The 13,890-nt window shown below is 62.8% G+C and carries 16 protein-coding genes; 7 read left to right on the forward strand and 9 right to left on the reverse strand.

The genetic code is table 11. The features are described 5' to 3' along the window. Positions 1-29: 29 nt before the first annotated feature. Complete coding sequence (locus PQT43_RS04650) at positions 30-341, reverse strand: DUF962 domain-containing protein (protein WP_102878828.1); 312 nt, start codon at positions 339-341, stop codon at positions 30-32. Between the two features lie 158 nt (positions 342-499). Between PQT43_RS04650 and PQT43_RS04655 the strand changes: the two genes are divergently transcribed. Then, positions 500-1,561, forward strand: a complete 1,062-nt coding sequence (locus PQT43_RS04655; RefSeq protein WP_102864076.1) for an AraC family transcriptional regulator — start codon at positions 500-502, stop codon at positions 1,559-1,561. On the opposite strand, the gene PQT43_RS04660 is transcribed toward PQT43_RS04655, so the two are convergent. Beyond that, positions 1,518-2,972 (reverse strand): TrkH family potassium uptake protein, encoded by a 1,455-nt coding sequence (locus PQT43_RS04660; RefSeq protein WP_253084422.1) that lies wholly within the window; start codon positions 2,970-2,972, stop codon positions 1,518-1,520. The genes PQT43_RS04655 and PQT43_RS04660 overlap by 44 nt on opposite strands. Before the next feature lie 122 nt (positions 2,973-3,094). Between PQT43_RS04660 and PQT43_RS04665 the strand changes: the two genes are divergently transcribed. Further along, entirely contained in the window at positions 3,095-3,661 is a 567-nt protein-coding gene (locus tag PQT43_RS04665; RefSeq protein WP_272753554.1) for a nitroreductase family protein, read from the forward strand. 81 nt (positions 3,662-3,742) lie between these two features. Here the strand turns inward: PQT43_RS04665 and PQT43_RS04670 are convergent, their stop codons facing one another. The 6 genes from PQT43_RS04670 to PQT43_RS04695 all read right to left on the reverse strand — a co-directional run bounded on the left by PQT43_RS04670 (position 3,743) and on the right by PQT43_RS04695 (position 7,835). Then, complete coding sequence (locus PQT43_RS04670; protein WP_272753555.1) at positions 3,743-5,083, reverse strand: sensor histidine kinase; 1,341 nt, start codon at positions 5,081-5,083, stop codon at positions 3,743-3,745. A 67-nt stretch (positions 5,084-5,150) separates the two neighbouring features. After that, on the reverse strand, positions 5,151-5,588 hold the full coding sequence (locus PQT43_RS04675) for a Spy/CpxP family protein refolding chaperone (protein ID WP_102864072.1): 438 nt from the start codon (positions 5,586-5,588) through the stop codon (positions 5,151-5,153). A 143-nt stretch (positions 5,589-5,731) separates the two neighbouring features. Continuing rightward, entirely contained in the window at positions 5,732-6,409 is a 678-nt protein-coding gene (locus PQT43_RS04680; protein ID WP_110652182.1) for a response regulator transcription factor, read from the reverse strand. Positions 6,410-6,416: 7 nt separating this feature from the next. Continuing rightward, the gene (locus PQT43_RS04685) at positions 6,417-6,827 is read right to left on the reverse strand and encodes a translation initiation factor 2 (RefSeq protein ID WP_272753556.1); all 411 of its coding nucleotides are present in this window, start codon (positions 6,825-6,827) and stop codon (positions 6,417-6,419) included. A gap of 110 nt (positions 6,828-6,937) precedes the next feature. Next, positions 6,938-7,237 (reverse strand): YciI family protein, encoded by a 300-nt coding sequence (locus PQT43_RS04690; RefSeq protein ID WP_102864069.1) that lies wholly within the window; start codon positions 7,235-7,237, stop codon positions 6,938-6,940. 1 nt (position 7,238) lies between these two features. Further along, complete coding sequence (locus PQT43_RS04695; protein WP_272753558.1) at positions 7,239-7,835, reverse strand: septation protein A; 597 nt, start codon at positions 7,833-7,835, stop codon at positions 7,239-7,241. An 87-nt stretch (positions 7,836-7,922) separates the two neighbouring features. Between PQT43_RS04695 and PQT43_RS04700 the strand changes: the two genes are divergently transcribed. The 5 genes from PQT43_RS04700 (at position 7,923) to rluB (ending at position 12,715) form a co-directional block, all read left to right on the forward strand. Further along, complete coding sequence (locus PQT43_RS04700; protein WP_102864067.1) at positions 7,923-8,783, forward strand: PHP domain-containing protein; 861 nt, start codon at positions 7,923-7,925, stop codon at positions 8,781-8,783. Between the two features lie 13 nt (positions 8,784-8,796). Continuing rightward, entirely contained in the window at positions 8,797-9,426 is a 630-nt protein-coding gene (locus PQT43_RS04705; protein ID WP_102864113.1) for an L-threonylcarbamoyladenylate synthase, read from the forward strand. A 120-nt stretch (positions 9,427-9,546) separates the two neighbouring features. Further along, the gene (locus tag PQT43_RS04710; RefSeq protein WP_170001339.1) at positions 9,547-10,245 is read left to right on the forward strand and encodes a segregation and condensation protein A; all 699 of its coding nucleotides are present in this window, start codon (positions 9,547-9,549) and stop codon (positions 10,243-10,245) included. 12 nt (positions 10,246-10,257) lie between these two features. Continuing rightward, a complete protein-coding gene (gene scpB / locus PQT43_RS04715) occupies positions 10,258-11,265 on the forward strand; it encodes an SMC-Scp complex subunit ScpB (RefSeq protein WP_267269581.1) in 1,008 nt (335 codons plus the stop codon). 259 nt (positions 11,266-11,524) lie between these two features. Beyond that, entirely contained in the window at positions 11,525-12,715 is a 1,191-nt protein-coding gene (gene rluB, locus PQT43_RS04720; RefSeq protein WP_102878833.1) for a 23S rRNA pseudouridine(2605) synthase RluB, read from the forward strand. A gap of 157 nt (positions 12,716-12,872) precedes the next feature. On the opposite strand, the gene PQT43_RS04725 is transcribed toward rluB, so the two are convergent. Continuing rightward, the gene (locus PQT43_RS04725; protein WP_110652179.1) at positions 12,873-13,838 is read right to left on the reverse strand and encodes a leucyl aminopeptidase; all 966 of its coding nucleotides are present in this window, start codon (positions 13,836-13,838) and stop codon (positions 12,873-12,875) included. Positions 13,839-13,890: the final 52 nt, after the last annotated feature.

Raw genomic sequence — 13,890 nt, forward strand, 5'->3', positions numbered from 1 at the left:
GTAGGGGACGGCTTGCTGTCCGGCCGGGCCTAGAAGGGGACCTTGCCGAGAATCATGTCGCGGTACATGACGAAGTCCCCCAGCAGGCTGTACAGCGGATGCTGGAAGGTGGCCGGGCGATTTTTCTCGAAGAAGAAATGCCCGATCCAGGCAAAGCCATAACCGGCAACCGGCAAGGCCAGCAGTAGCAGCCAGGCGCCTTTGCCGATGGCAAAGGCCAGGAGGAAGATCACCAGGCTGGTGCCGATGAAGTGCAGGCGACGGCAGGTGCTGTTGCTGTGCTCACTCAGGTAATAGGGGTAGAACTCGGCGAAGCTGTTGAACTGTCGGATGTTTTCCATGGCCGCGATCTCTGTGCTTGTTGTTCGTGAGCGGATGTTCTGCGGGGAGCTTATTTGAGTCTAGAGTCCTTGGCAGCGCTGGCCAGTGACAATAGGCGCCACTTTAGTATCCTTGTGAAATTGGCCGTAGCATGCGGCTCATCATGTAAGAAACCCTCATGAGCGAACGAACGACTTCTGCAAGCTGGGCCTTGGGAATAGTCAAGGCCCTGGAGATGGACGGCCTGGATTGCCGCGCTTTGTTCCTGCAGTTAGGGCTCGACTATGGCGCCCTCGACGACCCCGACGCACGTTTCACCCAGGACTCGATGACACGGCTCTGGCAGCGTGCGGTCGAGTTGTCCGGCAACCCGGCGATTGGCTTGAACATGGGCAAGTTGGTTCGCCCGGCGTCCTTCCATGTGGCCGGTTATGCACTGATGTCGAGCCGCACCCTGGTAGAGGGCTTTCAGCGCCTGGTGCGTTATCAACGGATCATTGCTGAAAGTGCTGACCTGAGTTTCCGTCTTTTACCTGAGGGTTATGCGCTGATTCTGACGGTGCATGGCGATCATCTGCCCCCTACCCGGCAAAGCTCCGAAGCCTCGCTTGCCTGCGCCCTGGCCTTGTGTGGCTGGTTGACGGGGCGCGCCCTGCAGCCGCGCAAGGTGCTGTTGCAAGGGCCGCAACCGCAGGATGTGCAGCCTTACAAGGACATGTTTCATGCGCCGCTGGTGTTCGCTGCGCCTTTTGATGCGCTGATTTTCGAGCGGGCCGACATGGAAGCGCCACTGCCGACTGCCAACGAGGCCATGGCCTTGTTGCACGATCGTTTCGCCGGCGAATACCTGGCGCGTTTCTCCGAGAGCCGGGTGACCCACAAGGCGCGGCAAGTGCTGTGCCGTCTGCTGCCGCAGGGCGAGCCCAAACGCGAGATGGTGGCGCAGACCCTGCACTTGTCCCAGCGTACGTTGCAACGCCGCTTGCAGGAGGAGGGCACCAGCTTCCAGACCCTGCTCGATGACACCCGCCGCGAGCTGGCCGAACAGTACCTGGCACAGCCGCGCATGACCTTGCTGGAAATTGCCTACCTGTTGGGGTTTGCCGATCCGAGCAATTTTTTCCGGGCGTTTCGTCGCTGGTTCGATGTCACGCCCGGAGAGTACCGGGCGCGGTTGCTGGCGCTGCCGGGCTCGATCAATGACGCCAGAACGCCGGAATGCACAGCACGAACACCGTGATGATTTCCAGCCGGCCCAGGAGCATGCCCAGGGACAGGATCCACTTGGCAGCGTCGGGCAGGGTGGAGAAGTTGCCCGCCGGGCCGATGGTTTCTCCCAGGCCCGGGCCCACCCCGGATACGGTGCTGGCGGCGCCGGTCAGGGCGGTCATCCAGTCCAGGCCCAGCAGCGACAGGGCGAGGGCGATCATGCAGATGGTGATCGCGAAGAAGAACGAGAAGGTCAGGATCGAGCGGACGATTTCCTCGTCCAGGCGATGGCCGTTGTACTTCTGCTTGATCACCGCCCGGGGGTGGATCAGCTGATTGAGGTTGGCCTTGAGCAGGATGTAGGCGACCTGGAAGCGGAAGATCTTGATCCCGCCCGCCGTTGACCCCGAACACCCGCCGACGAACCCCAGGTAAAAGAACAGCATCAGTGAGAAGTTGCCCCACAGGCTGTAGTCACCCAAGGCAAACCCGGTGGTGGTGACCACCGAGGTCACGTTCAGTGCTACGTGACGCAAGGCCTCCAGCCAGTGCAGGTTGGTGGTCCACCAGTACCAGGTGCCGAGCACCAGCCAGGTCACCAGGAGCATGCCCAGCAAGCCCTGGACCTGCTGATCCTTGATCAACGCTTTGCGGTTGCCCCGCAGGGTTGCCACATAGAGGGCGAAGGGCAGGCTGCCGAGGATCATCACCACTACCGCCACCCAGTGCACCGCCGGTTGCTGCCAGTTGGCCAGGGATTGGTCAGAGGTAGAGAAGCCCCCAGTGGAGATCGCCGACATGGCGTGGTTGATGGCATCGAAGATGTTCATCCCGGCCCACCAGAAGGCCAGGCTGCCGAAGATGGTGATGCCCACGTAGGTGGCGACAATCAGGCGTGCCACCATGTGCGAGCGAGGCATGACCTTTTCCGAGCGGTCCGAAGATTCGGTCTGGAACAGGCGCATGCCACCGATGCGCAGCAACGGCAGGATCGCCACCGCCATGCCGATAAAGCCGATCCCTCCCAGCCAGTGCAGCATCGAGCGCCAGATCAGGATGCCCGGGGACATGTTGTCCAGGCCGCTGAGCACGGTGGCGCCGGTGGCGGTGATGCCGGACATGCTTTCAAAGAACGAGTCGGTGTAACTGATGTGCTGGGTCAGCAGGAACGGCAGGGCGGCGAAGATACACACCACCACCCAGCTGGAGACCGTCAGCAGGTACATGTCCCGGGGGCGCAGGTGAATATGTTCGGGACGGCCAGGAATCACCAGAGCCAGGCCGGCGATGAAGGTGATCATGCTGGCCCAGAGGAAGGACGGCAGGTCGCCGGTGCGTTCGAAGATCACCAGTGTCGCCATCGGCACCACCATGGCGATGGCCAGGGTGATGAGGAAGATGCCGATAATGAAACCAATGATCCTTAAGGTCGGCAACGCCATGTGTTCCGCTCGGGCTGGTATGAGAAGGGCGCCCATTCTACCTGCGGTGCAGGGCATGTAAACCGGCACCCGGCCGGCAGATACCGCTAGAATAGCCGGACATTTTTTTCAGGAGGTGGCCGATGGAGGCTCTCGACGCTTTGCTCAACCGTGTTTCCGTGCCGCGCCTGGTGGAGCCAGCCCCCACGGCGCAGCAACGCGAAGCACTGTTCGCTGCCGCCTTGCGGGCGCCGGATCACGGGCAACTGCGGCCTTGGCGCTTTCTCACCGTTGAAGGCGAAGCCCGTGACCAGTTGGGCGAACTGCTGGTCGAAGCGGTACAAATGCAAGGCGGCGAAGTGACTCAGGCCGCGTTGGACAAGGCTCGGGCCATGCCGCTGCGTGCACCGCTGGTGGTCGTGGTCGTGGCACGGCTGCAGGAGCATTTCAAGGTGCCCAAGTCCGAGCAATTGCTGGCGGCGGGCTGTGCAGCCCACGGTATTTTGCTGGCAGCCTATGCCCAGGGTATCGGCGCGGTATGGCGCACGGGCGAGTTGTCCTATTCGCCCCATGTGGCCAAGGGGCTCGGCCTGGCAGACGGCGAAGAGATCATCGCCTTCCTTTACCTGGGCACGCCGCTGAACGAACCGCGGGTCGCACCGAAAGTCGACACCGTCGAGTTCGTCAGCGCCTGGACCGCCAGGGCCTGATTATCCCCTTCGAAAGCTGAGTACCTTGCGGGCAAGCCCGCTGCTGTCGAACCTCGCAGCAGCGGCTTGCCCGCGTTGCATTCAGGCCTGCACCACGGCTCCCGGGACCAGGGGCAGCTCCAGCGTGGCGATGAATCCGCCCAGGGGATGGTTGCCCAGTATCAGGCTGCCGCCGTGGCGTTCCGCTGCGCGGCGGGCGATGGCCAGCCCCAGGCCATGGCCTGGAGCACTCTGCCCTGGGGCGCGGAAGAACGGCTCTCCCAGTTGTCGCAAGTGCTCGGCATCCACGCCAGGACCATGGTCGCGCACGCTGATCTGGATCTTCTCGCCCTGGCGCAGGGCCGTGACTTCGATCGGTTGCCCGGCAGGATTGAAGCGCTGGGCGTTGCGCAGCAGGTTGTCCACCGCCCGTTCAAGCATGGTCGGCCAGCCCCGCAGGCTCAGTTGCGCTTGGGCAGTGATCTGGACCTGCTGCTCGGGACAGGCCAGTTGCGCGTCTTTTTGCAGGGCCAGCAGCAAGGCGTTGAGGTCGACCTCTTCGGCGCTGGCGTTGTCCGCATCGACCCGAGCCAGCACCAGGATCTCGCTGATCAGGGCCTCCAGACGATCACATTCCCGTGTCAGGCGTGGCCAGAGTCTCTCCCGTTCTTCGGGGGCGGCGCGCTCCGCCAGTGCCAGGGCAATACGCAGGCGCGCCAGGGGCGAACGCAGTTCGTGGGAGACATCCCTGAGCAGTTGGCGCTGGCTGCCGATCAGGCTCTGCAGGCGTGACCCCATGCGGTTGAAGTCTCGGGCCAGCACGCCGAACTCGTCACGGCGATTGGCCAGGCGCGCCAGGCTGTTCTGCTGATAGGTGGCCTGGCCAAGGTCGTGAACCGCGCCGCGCAGGCGGCTCAAGGGGCGGGTGATGGACAGGGTCACCAGCAGGCTGAACAGGGTCAGCACCACCAGGGCAATGGCCAGGGCGCTGAGGGGCCAGGTCAGGCTGTCGCGATGCCAGGCATCCAGTTCCGGATGGGGGATGCGGTAGATGAACAGGTAGGTGTCGCCGGTGGTCGGGCTGGTGTATTCCGCTGTCAGGCGGCGCCAGGGCAGGTGGCGGTCATCGTTGTTCTGCCGGGCTTCGAAGGCAGCCGCGCGGCGCGGGAAAGTCCCGCGTACCACCGGGTCGCCGCTCTCGTTGAGTACCTGAACATCGATGTGGTACTGGCGCTTGCGCTGCTGGAGGATGTCCTGGGCGGCGTCTTCGCCCTGGGTCTCGTAGGTTTGCGTCCACTGCGCGGTGAGGCTGTTGAGCCCCGGATGGCGGCTGAGAATCCAGGCGTCCTGGTTGAGCATGTGCCCAAGCAGGATCGACAGTCCTGCAACCAGGGTGATGGCCAGCCAGAAACTGGCCAGGATGCGCCAGAACAATGAACGCACAGGAACTCCTCGAACGCGAAAGCCCAGTGGGGGAGGCCACTGGGCTATTAGGGTGAACGCTAACGCATTATTGCGCTTTTTGCGGCTGTTGCGCTTTCCAGGCCTTGAACTGGGCCCATTCGGCGCGACGTTCCTCTTGTTTCTTGACGATGGCGTCGAACTCTTTCTGTTGTTCGGGCTTGAGCAGGGCGCGGATGTCGGCCTGGGTTTTCTGCTGTTTGGCGGCCAGTTCATCCTTCATGGCTTTCTGGTCGGCCGGCGAGAGTTTCTCCAGGTACTTTTCCACCACGGCCTTGCGGTCGTGCATTTGCTCGCCCATCAGTTTGCCGATCTGCTGACGCTGTTCACGGCTCAGGTCCAGTTCGCTGAAGGGGCCTTTGCCGCGCATGTGTTCGCTGTGCCGAGGGCCGTCCATCGGACCCATCGGGCCGTTGCCTTCAGGCATGGCCATGGCCACGGTTGGCAGGGCGGCGGCGAACATCAGGGCGATCAGGGTCTTGCGCATGGTGTGTCTCCTTGTCTCATTCCCGGTAAGTTCCGGATGAGTTCAGGTTACCCAGATCAAGGTCAGCGGCAGTCAGCGGAGGGTAAAGCTTGGGTAAAGAAGGTATTTCCGGGCCCTGACAAATGCGCCAGGGCACATTGCAATCACAGGCTGTAGTAATAACCGCGGCTGCGCAGGGCGACGATTCGTGGGCGGCCGTCGGGGTGGGGGCCGATCTTCTTGCGCAGGTTGCTGACGTGCATGTCCAGGCTGCGGTCATACAGGGTCAGTTTTCGGCCCAGGGCGATCTGCGCCAGCTCCTGCTTGTCCAGGGGCTCGCCAGGCTGCTTGAGCAGGGCTTCCAGCAGGCGGCTTTCGGAAACGGTCAGGGCGATGTCCTGATCGTCGATGTTGACCACACCGCGCACTGGGCTGAAGCACAGATCGCCCAGCTCCATCTGGCTGGAGGCTGCCACCGGGTGGCTGCGGCGCAGCACGGCGCGCAAGCGGGCGGTGAGTTCGCGAGGGTCGCAAGGCTTGGCCAGGTAGTCGTCGGCGCCCAGTTCCAGGCCGAGGATTCGGTCCAGGGGCTCGCCCCGGGCCGAGAGCATCAGTACCGGCAGGTCGGGGTGGTCGTTGCGCAGTTGCTTGAGCAGCTCCAGGCCGCTGCCGTCGGGCAGCATCACGTCCAGGACTACGGCAGACGGGGCCATTTCCGACAAGGCCCGGCGTGCACTCAGGCCATCGTGGCAGGCCCGCACTTGAAAGCCTTCCTGGCCGAGCCAGCTGCTCAGGAGCTCGCACAGCTCCTGGTCGTCATCAATCAGTAACAGGTCGCTCATGAATCACTCAATTTAGCCATTGTCGACGCTTGCGATGTCCGCCACTGGCAAAGATACCGCAGAGCAGGGCGATGAGGGCCACGCCGCCGCCGGTGACGAACCATTGCTGCTGGTCGGTCAGCAGGCGTGGCGCCGGGTTGGCCTGGGCCTCTTTGAGTTGCAGCTTGAGGCGCTGGTTCTCCTGGCGCAAGCGGGTCAGCTGCGGGCTTTCCCGTTCGGCATCGGCATTCTGCAGTTGTTTGCTCAGCTCTTCACGCAGGCGTTCGCTTTCTTTCAAGCGTTGCTGCAACTCGGTGATCTGACTGCCGGCACTCAGGGACAGCGGCGTGGAATGGCCGGTTTCCTGGGTTTCCTCGGCAAGGGCCGGAGCCCCGATCGACAACATGACCAACAGCAGGCACAGCGGACCTTGGCGCATCGAAACTCCTGATTCCAATCGAGTGTTGGGCAGGTTGTCGGCCGTCAAACGAGAATAATGAGCGATTGAGAACGCGATGAACCGTGAAGGTTCATCGCGTCAGGGAGGATTTACGGCATCGATTGCCTGAACGGCTTGACCTGCACATGGGCATAGACGCCGGAGGTCACGAAGGGGTCGGCGTCGGCCCAGGCTTGGGCGGCGCTCAGGGAGTCGAACTCGGCGACGATCAGGCTGCCAGTGAAGCCGGCGGCGCCAGGATCATTGCTGTCGATCGCCGGGTGTGGGCCGGCCAGCACCACACGCCCTTGGTCCTTGAGCACTTGCAACCGTTCCAGGTGCGCCGGCCGGTTGGCCAGGCGTTTTTCCAGGGAGTTGGCGACGTCTGTGGCAATGATTGCGTAAAGCATGTCAGTCCTCGGTTTTCGGGGTAGTGGGATCAGCGTCATGCAGGTGGCGCGACAGGTAGACGCCCTGGCCCACCAGGAACAATACAGTCATGCCCAGGCTGCCGAAGACCTTGAAGTCGACCCAGATGCTCTGGAAGGTGAAGGCGACGAACAGGTTGGCGGCGCCGCAGAACAGGAAGAAGGCGATCCAGGCGATGTTCAGGCGGGTCCACACCGGGTCCGGCAGGGTCAGGGCATGGCCCATGATGCGCTTGATCAACAGGCGATCGCCGATGAAGTGGCTGCCGGCAAAGGCCAGGGCGAATAGCCAGTTGACCACCGGCGCCTTCCATTTAAGGAAGGTTTCGCTATGGAAGGCCAGGGTCAGGCTGCCAAAGACCAGGCAGGCGATCAGGGTCAGCCATTGGCTTTTTTCCAGTTTGCGCTGGGAAATGAACAGTGCGCCGTAAACCGCCAGGGAACTGATGATCAGTACTGCGGTGGCGCTGTAGATACCGCCCACGCTGACTTCGTGACCGGCAAGGTCGACGATCCGGGGATCGATTTTGTAGACGATGAAAAACAGGAACAGCGGGATGAAGTCGATGAATTGTTTCACAGTGGCAGCCAGAAGCAGGATGTGGCGGCATAATAACAAACATCCTTGGTAGCGAAAGCGCCAGCTGACTTGAGGTTTTATCGTCCTGTGAATGTTGATTTGCACTGCCATAGCACGGCCTCCGACGGCGCCCTGGCGCCTGCGGTTCTGGTTGCGCGTGCGTACGAGAGAGGCGTGCGAATCCTGTCCTTGACCGACCACGACACCCTCGAAGGCCTGGCGGAGGCCCGTCAGGCAGCGGCGCAACTGGGCATGCAGTTGGTCAACGGCGTCGAGCTGTCCTGCACCTGGGGCGGCGCCACTATTCATGTGCTGGGCTACGGATTCGATACCCAGGCCCCGGCTCTGGTGGCGGCCATCGACAAACTGCACGAGGGGCGCTGGCTGCGCTCCGAGGAGATCAGCCGCAAGCTGGCCCTCAAGGGCATGCCCGGGGCGCTGGAAGGCGCCAGGGCGATCCAGCAGGAGTTGGGGGACAGTGGCAATGCCCCGGCGCGGCCGCACTTTGCCGACTATCTGGTACGTGCCGGTTTTGTGAAGGATCGTGCCGAAGCTTTTCGCAAATGGCTGGGGGCGGGAAAGCTGGGGGACGTCAAACAGCATTGGCCGACGCTGGAAGACACCGTCGGCACCCTTCGCGAGGCGGGGGCCTGGGTCAGTCTGGCCCATCCCTGGCATTACGATTTCACCCGCAGCAAGCGCCGCCGCTTGATTGCCGACTATATTCAAGCCGGCGGCCATGCAATCGAAGTAGTCAATGGCCACCAACCTGCAGAGCAAGTGGGCAGTTTGGCTATCCTTGCTCGTGAATTCGGACTGCTGGTCAGCGCTGGCAGTGACTTTCATGGCCCAGGAGGCTGGTCCGAGATCGGCGAGTATCGTCCGGTTCCGGAGGACCTGCCGCCACTTTGGTGTCGGTTCAAACATGAGCCAATTATTGCCGCCTGAACAGGTAGAGACAGTGAGTCAATTTTTCCAGATCCACCCGGAAAACCCACAGCCACGTCTGATCAAACAGGCCGTCGAGATCATTCGCGGCGGTGGCGTGGTGATTTATCCCACGGATTCGTCCTACGCCGTTGCCTGCCAGATGGGTGACAAGGGCGCGATCGAACGAGTGCGGCGCTTGCGTCAACTGGACGACAAGCACAACTTTGCGCTGATCTGCAGTGACCTGTCGCAGTTGGGGCTGTTCGCCAAGATCGATACCGGCACTTTCCGCCTGCTCAAGGCTCATGTGCCGGGGCCTTACACCTTCATTCTCAACGCCACCCGGGAAGTCCCGCGCCTGCTGCTGCACCCCAAGCGCCGCACCATCGGCCTGCGGGTGCCGAGCAATCCTATTGCCCTGGCGCTGCTGGCCGAGCTGGGTGAGCCACTGATGAGCGTCAGCCTGATCATGCCCGGCGATACCGAGGCTCTGAGCGACCCCTATGAAATGCGCCAGCTACTGGAGCATCAGGTGGACCTGATCATCGACGGCGGCTTTGGCAGCACCGAGTCCTCCACGGTGATCAGCCTGGCCGATGGTGAACCGGAAGTGATTCGCGTCGGTTGCGGCGACCCTGCGCCGTTCATGGCCGAGGCCTAGATGTCCGTACTGGAAACCGTCGACGAGCAGGCCGGCGCCCAACAGGAGCTGCCATTCGCCATGGTCTACGGCCAGGCGGTCATGGAAATGCCCCTGGACCTGTACATCCCCCCGGATGCCTTGGAGGTCTTCCTCGAAGCCTTCGAAGGCCCGTTGGACCTGCTGCTGTACCTGATCCGCAAACAGAACATCAACATCCTCGACATCCCGGTGGCGGAAATCACCCGTCAGTACATGGGCTATGTGGAGCTGATGCAGTCGGTGCGCCTGGAGCTGGCCGCCGAGTACCTGGTGATGGCGGCGATGCTGGCCGAGATCAAATCGCGGATGCTGCTGCCGCGCTCCGCTGAGATCGAGGAAGAAGAGGATGATCCCCGGGCCGAGCTGATTCGCCGCCTGCAGGAGTACGAACGCTTCAAGGCGGCCGCCGAAGGCATCGACGGCCTGAGCCGGGTCGGCCGCGACGTGGTGGTGCCCAAGCTCGATGCCCCGGAGGCCCGGGCGCGCAAGCTGCTGCCGGATGTGGCCCTGGAAGAGTTGCTGATGTCCATGGCCGAGGTGCTGCGCCGTGGTGACATGTTCGAAAGCCATCAGGTCAGCCGCGAAGCCTTGTCCACCCGCGAACGCATGAGTGATGTGCTGGAGCGGCTCAAAGGCGGTGGCTTCGTGCCCTTTGTCGAGCTGTTCACCGCAGAAGAGGGGCGCCTGGGAGTGGTGGTGACCTTTATGGCGATCCTCGAACTGGTCAAGGAATCCCTGGTCGAGCTGGTGCAGAATGAGCCCTTTGCGGCCATCCACGTACGGGCGCGAGCCGAATAACGAGCTTAAATCATGAATTTGAATGAACCCCGCGAGCTGGCGCCCCTGCTCGAAGCCTTTCTGTTGGCCTCGGGAAAACCCCAGTCCCTGGAGCGCCTGTTCGAGCTCTTCGAAGAAGCAGAGCGGCCGGACCCGGCCGTCTTCAAGAAGGCCCTGACCCTGCTGGGCAAATCCTGCGAAGGGCGGGCTTTCGAGCTCAAGGAAGTGGCTTCCGGCTATCGCCTGCAGATCCGTGAAAAGTTCGCGCCCTGGGTCGGCCGCTTGTGGGAAGAGCGCCCGCAGCGCTACTCCCGTGCCCTGCTGGAAACCATGGCCCTGATTGCCTACCGTCAGCCGATTACCCGGGGCGAGATCGAGGATGTGCGCGGCGTTGCGGTCAACAGCAACATCGTCAAGACCCTGCTCGAACGCGAGTGGATTCGGGTGGTGGGTTACCGCGATGTGCCGGGCAAACCGGCGATGTTCGCCACCACCAAGGCGTTTCTCGACCATTTCAACCTGAAGAACCTCGATGACCTGCCGCCCCTGGCCGAGTTGCGGGAGATCGAGGCCGAGCCGGTGCTGGAGTTCGACGATGCGCCGGTGCCCGAGCACCTGCAGCAGTTGGCCGATGCCAGCGCCGAGCCTGAGGAACCCAAGGAAGAAACCAGCTTCCATAGCCTGCTGCTGGAGCTGGACTCCATGGAGGAGGGAATCAAGACCGACTTCGACGACCTGCATCGTGATGGCGCGGTTGAGCCAGAGAACCCGGAGCCGGTGGTCGATCAGCCTGAGGGGCAAACCGAGGCTGCCGTCCCTGATGACAACTCTGATGACACCGATGAACTTGCGGTCGAGCCCGAAGAGGAGCCGCTGCTTGACGCCGAGGACGATGTGCTGGGCGTTGCCGAGGCCCGAGCCAAGTTGCTGGCTGCCGTTGCGGCCCTGGAGCCTTCGGCGCCGGACTTGAGTGAAGAAGAGGCCGAAGCCCTGGCCCTGGCCGAAGCGATCGAAAACGAACGCCGTCTGCTGGACGACTGACCGTAGCTGGCTGGCCAGTGAAGGTGTCGACCGGTTGGGTGCAAGGCGTGTGGGCCTCTTCGCCGGCAAGCCGGCTTGTGCAGAAGGGGCGCCGGTGGGCGGAAAAAAGCCTGGGCGGCGACTTATCAACTAGTCTGTGATGCGCAACCGCCGCCATGAGCGTATGATTCGCGACCCTTTGGCGATCCCTTCGCCAGAGAACCTGTTTTCACGTCTTCAGGCCGCTCTAGCCTGAAGCGATACACCGGGAGGTGCCCAGATGAGCGATAACGATCAGAACGACCAGGAAATCCGTCCAGCCGGCGAGAAGCTGCAGAAAGTCCTCGCCCGCATTGGCGTCGGCTCGCGCCGCGACGTCGAGTCCTGGATCAGCCAGGGCCGGATCAAGGTCAACGGCAAAGAGGCCACCCTGGGCCTGCGCGTCGACCTGCATGACGCCATTTCCATCGATGGCAAGGTGATCAAGCGCGAAGAGGCCGCCGAATCGGTGCGCCGCGTGATCATGTACAACAAGCCCGACGGCGAGATCTGCACCCGTGACGACCCGGAAGGCCGTCCGACCGTGTTCGACAAGCTGCCGCGTCCGCGGGAAGGCCGCTGGATCAACATCGGCCGCCTGGACATCAACACCACTGGCTTGCTGATGTTCACCACCGATGGTGAGCTGGCCAACCGCTTGATGCACCCCTCCTACGAAATGGACCGCGAGTACGCGGTGCGTGTGCGTGGTGAAGTCGACGACGAGATGATCGAGCGCCTGAAGGCGGGCGTTATGCTCGAAGACGGCCCGGCCAAGTTCACCGATATCCAGCAGGCGCCCGGCGGCGAAGGTTTCAACCACTGGTACCACTGCGTGGTGATGGAAGGCCGCAACCGTGAAGTGCGTCGCCTGTGGGAGTCCCAGGGCCTGGTGGTGAGCCGACTGAAGCGCGTGCGTTTCGGCCCGGTGTTCCTCAACTCCGACCTGCCCATGGGCCGCTGGCGCGAAATGAGCCAGTACGAAGTCGACGTGCTCAGCGCCGAAGTCGGCCTGACGCCGGTGGCGCTGCCACAGCTCAACGCCAAGTCCAAGGACAAGCTGGAGCGCATGCAGCGTAAATCCTCGCGTCCGGTAGGCAAAAGCGAGCGTGTACGCACCCTGCGTCCGGCCAATGGCGCACCGGCCAATCCGCGGGTGTCCCGCGAGCCGCAGATCGAAGGCGAGCGTCCAGGGCGCAAGCCGGCGGCCCGTCAGGATGGCGAGCGCGCGCCACGTGCACCGCGTCCGGCAAGCGGCCGTGGTACTCCAGTAGCCGAGCGTCCGGCGGACACCAAGCGTCCAGCCAAGCCGGCACCGAAGTCCAAGCGCCCAAGCCTGGTGCTGGACAAGGACGCACCGTCCGGCAAGCGCCGTGGCGCCCCGGCCGGTAGCGGCCAGCGTCCTGGCTTCGGTCGTCGCAAGCCTGAATAAGCCTCGGCCCGCAGACAAAAAAAACGCCAACCTTCGGGTTGGCGTTTTTTTTGCCCGGTGCTTCGTAGGAGCCGGCTTGCCGGCGAATAGACTCTCAAGCCTTGGGCAAGGCTCATGATCGCCTTCGCCGGCAAGCCGGTTCCTGCATCAAGAGGGGTTAAAAGGCGAACTGGCCGTCGAACACCGGTTTGTTGTCCACCGTCAGCACGCCGGCGCTGAAGATCAGGTCCAGGTGGTGGCTGCCCTTGGCTCCACCTCCCAGCCCCAGATGCAGGCCGCAATGACGCTCTTCAAAGCCGGAGTTGCGTCCGTACAAGGACTTGATGCCTTCGTTGGTGCCGATCCCCAGCTCCTCGATGCGTCGGTTCGACGGGTTGGCGTCCAGGTACTTGTTGAAGTCATTGGCCAGCCCGGGCACCTGGGTGGCGACCTGGCGGATGCTGGAGTTCTCGATCCACAGCTCCAGCGGAGTCTGCAGCACCCCGTATTTACGAGCAAAGGGGATGGTGCTGAGGAAGGTGCCGAGGAATTTCACATGGCCATTGATTGCATCGCTGTGGGTGGCGATCTCACCCGGTGCCAGGTCGTAATTGCCCACGCCGTTGATGTCGGTCCACTTCTTCACGCTGTTCAGGGGCGCCTCGAAATATGAGCCCTGGGGATCGCTGAAACTCAGGGTGCTGGCGTGGGACAGGCGCCGGATCAAGGTGGCGTTGAGGTCGGCGATACGTTGTGGCTCGACGCTGAAGGTGTCGTAGAAATAGTCGCCGTAATCCTTGAACAGCAGGGACTTCTTCCAGTGTTCGGCCATCAGGCCATGCAGGGGGCGGAGGAATTCCGGGCCATCGGGGCGTGGCTGGGGCAGGGTCGAGGAGTCGTAGAAGAAGATGTACAGGTCACAGTCGATGATCGCCTGGGCGAGGCGTTCGGCCGGCTCCAGGTCCAGGCGCAGGGCGCTGACAGTCAGGGGTGTGGCCTGGCGCGATTGTTCGATGATGGCGTTGGCCATGGCCTGGTAGTCGGCGGTATGACCGATCACCACATTCGATGCTTGGGCACCGCTCAAGGCCGGATGGCGTTCGAGGTAGTACAGGAAATGGCGGATGGCGCGGGTCTGGTCCATAAAACCTCCCTGGAGGACAAAGGTGACCGGGGCAGGCGCGAGGCCTGCTCCG

The organism is Pseudomonas sp. BLCC-B112, assembly GCF_028550695.1.
In the GTDB taxonomy this organism is placed as follows: domain Bacteria; phylum Pseudomonadota; class Gammaproteobacteria; order Pseudomonadales; family Pseudomonadaceae; genus Aquipseudomonas; species Aquipseudomonas danubii.

Bases quoted from the DNA above. Each gene is read 5' to 3' on its own strand.
- PQT43_RS04650 (WP_102878828.1), bottom strand. From the start codon at position 341: ATGGAAAACATCCGACAGTTCAACAGCTTCGCCGAGTTCTACCCCTAT.
- PQT43_RS04655 (WP_102864076.1), top strand. From the start codon at position 500: ATGAGCGAACGAACGACTTCTGCAAGCTGGGCCTTGGGAATAGTCAAG.
- PQT43_RS04660 (WP_253084422.1), bottom strand. From the start codon at position 2,972: ATGGCGTTGCCGACCTTAAGGATCATTGGTTTCATTATCGGCATCTTC.
- PQT43_RS04665 (WP_272753554.1), top strand. From the start codon at position 3,095: ATGGAGGCTCTCGACGCTTTGCTCAACCGTGTTTCCGTGCCGCGCCTG.
- PQT43_RS04675 (WP_102864072.1), bottom strand. From the start codon at position 5,588: ATGCGCAAGACCCTGATCGCCCTGATGTTCGCCGCCGCCCTGCCAACC.
- PQT43_RS04680 (WP_110652182.1), bottom strand. From the start codon at position 6,409: ATGAGCGACCTGTTACTGATTGATGACGACCAGGAGCTGTGCGAGCTC.
- PQT43_RS04685 (WP_272753556.1), bottom strand. From the start codon at position 6,827: ATGCGCCAAGGTCCGCTGTGCCTGCTGTTGGTCATGTTGTCGATCGGG.
- PQT43_RS04690 (WP_102864069.1), bottom strand. From the start codon at position 7,237: ATGCTTTACGCAATCATTGCCACAGACGTCGCCAACTCCCTGGAAAAA.
- scpB (WP_267269581.1), top strand. From the start codon at position 10,258: ATGAATTTGAATGAACCCCGCGAGCTGGCGCCCCTGCTCGAAGCCTTT.
- rluB (WP_102878833.1), top strand. From the start codon at position 11,525: ATGAGCGATAACGATCAGAACGACCAGGAAATCCGTCCAGCCGGCGAG.
- PQT43_RS04725 (WP_110652179.1), bottom strand. From the start codon at position 13,838: ATGGACCAGACCCGCGCCATCCGCCATTTCCTGTACTACCTCGAACGC.